Here is a 1,368-nt window from a genome sequence, read left to right on the forward strand (position 1 = left end):
TCACCATTCCACCCCATCCAAACGACTGATTTTCCGTTCAACACGTCTTGCAGTACTATTGCAAGTCCACCTGCCATTGGGTTGTTATCAGGCATTTTAACTCGGTTAGATAGGACGATTAAGCGACTCATAACACCTCTCCTTATATTTTTATTAGTGGTTGCCGCTAACCTCTACTCAATCAGAAGTTAGGGTGTTATTTCTTTGACAAAAATTTAAAAAACTATTGAGTAAAACAGTCACCTCATCAATGTTGTTCACATAGTAATGAGCGTGCGATGACCCGCTCCCAACCTTAACCCCCATACCTTTTACTGATTGGGAATAAGAGTTGTCTATCGACTGGTTCTTTTCTAGTTGTTCATTTTCGCTTCGTAATGCGAGAAATCCTGCTTCATCGGTAATATCATCACCAATAAAAATAGGACAAACATTCTCTTTGCTCTGCATCTTTTTTAATAAGGTTAAGATAGCTGCGCCTTTATAGACGCCTTTAGGAGCCAACTCCCAAACGTATTTCCCGGGTTTTAAAGTCCAGTTAGGGTAATTTTTTGAGGTTTCTAACATGATGGCATGCGCCACATTGGCCAAACCAGGGTTTTGCCGGAAATGCAATGCGAGAGAATAAGGTTTATTTTCTATAGTGAAGTCATCAAAGGAGGAGCAAGATTGGATGACCGACTGACGGATGGCATCAAGTTCAAGTATGTCAACAGAAGCAACGTTCACCTCACTATTATCACTGTATGATATTTCTAGTCCATGAGTGGCAGCAATAGGTAACTTTATAGGAGACAGCATCTGTCTTGCTTCTTTAAGGCTGCGGCCGGTCACGGCTGCAATTTTCACCCCGTGGCTTTGTATGTTTTGTAAAAGCGTTAAAGTGGACGTTGGGATGATGCTATCTTTAGGGTGCAGCGTAAATTCAGCGAGCGTGCCATCTATATCTAAAAACACGCAGTACTCTTGCTGATTGCATAAATAATCAGAAAAGTTTTTTGGGCAGATATATAAAGGTTGCCTGTTTATACCGAGGCTTCTTCCTGAAGTCACTTCTATTCCTTTTTAGCAAAGCACCATACTTTAAATATCTTGTTCTAAATTTGAGACTCCGTGCTTGTTTAGAGTGGACGCAATATTTTTTGGGGCTATATAGATAGCCAGTCTTACCTAATTGGATCTTATAACAAGTCTGCCATAAACATAAAGACACTTGAGGGTAAGAGTGTTCAATTTGATACGAGTTCTGTAACTGATCAAATACTGCCCCCGTTACTCAACCTTCATTAGTCAACACGTTTTGATAATAGCCATCTAACTATTTATAAAGCAGCGTCCCTACTCTAAGCACCCTATCACTGCACTATA

Annotated in this window: 1 protein-coding gene; it reads right to left on the minus strand. The window is 40.3% G+C overall.

The window, feature by feature from the left end; translation table 11 throughout:
* Nucleotides 1–177: 177 nt before the first annotated feature.
* Complete coding sequence (gene otsB / locus ACP69U_RS13785) at nucleotides 178–1,053, minus strand: trehalose-phosphatase (RefSeq protein WP_426138837.1); 876 nt, start codon at nucleotides 1,051–1,053, stop codon at nucleotides 178–180.
* Nucleotides 1,054–1,368 lie beyond the last annotated feature (315 nt).

Source organism: Psychrobacter sp. TWR1-1-1, from assembly GCF_049895865.1.
Classification (GTDB): domain Bacteria; phylum Pseudomonadota; class Gammaproteobacteria; order Pseudomonadales; family Moraxellaceae; genus Psychrobacter; species Psychrobacter immobilis_A.